The following is an 803-nucleotide window of genomic DNA, read 5'->3' as shown; positions in this document are numbered from 1 at the left end:
GCCCCCCGCCCGCCAGTTCGACGGCGGCGCGCGCCATCTCCAGATAGGCGACGCCCGGCAGAACGCGCTGTCCCTTCACCACATGATCGGCGAGGAAAAACTCCTGCCCCGTCAAGCTCGTGCTGTATCTCTGTTCGGAAAAATCGGACGTGTTCCGATGCAAAAGCGGATGAAGCGCGTCCGTCGTCAAGCCTGCTCGAACGACGGCCGGACGCTCAAGCTGCGGTGCCCAGCAACGCTGTTTGGCAAACGGATAGGTCGGCAGGCTGATGCGGCGCGGCAATTCCTCGCCCCACAGCTTGCTCCAATCGAGCGCCAGGCCCTTGACCCACAGGTCGGCCAGCTTGGACAGCTTGCGGCGCTGAATCCATTTTTCAATCGCTTCCTGCAGCTCTTCATCTGCGGCGAAGAGCGAGAAGGTGTCTCGGTTGCCTTTGACCTGCCCTCGGAACAGTTTACTGATCTCTTCCTGTCCGCTGATAAACGCCTCCAGCTTGCGAACCAGCTGCTGCACCGAACCTGCAACTACGGCGAGACGCTCTTCCATCGCTTCTCGTCCCACCTGCAAGGTATAGGCCATGTCCGCGAGATCTTCGTCGGCGAATCGTCCCTCCTGCAGTGCGGCGAGCAGGTTCTCCGCCTGTTGACGCAGGCGCTGTTCATTTTTGCCCGACAGCACGAGCAGCACCGGATTCTGCGGCGACACCTCGACAGGCGTGCGCAGCGGCTCTGCCGGAACGTACTCCTCGATGATCACGTGCGCGTTGGAACCGCCCGCCCCGAACGACGAGATGCCAGCGATG

General features: G+C 62.0%; 1 protein-coding gene. It reads right to left on the bottom strand.

All coding sequences use genetic code 11. The annotated features are described in order from the left end of the window. On the bottom strand, window positions 1-803 hold an 803-nt coding region (locus L696_RS28290; protein WP_155985327.1), incomplete at both ends, for a KS-MAT linker domain-containing protein.

Source organism: Paenibacillus maysiensis, assembly GCF_000520815.1.
GTDB classification, from domain to species: Bacteria; Bacillota; Bacilli; order Paenibacillales; family Paenibacillaceae; genus Paenibacillus; species Paenibacillus maysiensis.
This window is presented reverse-complemented; position numbering and strand designations above follow the sequence as displayed.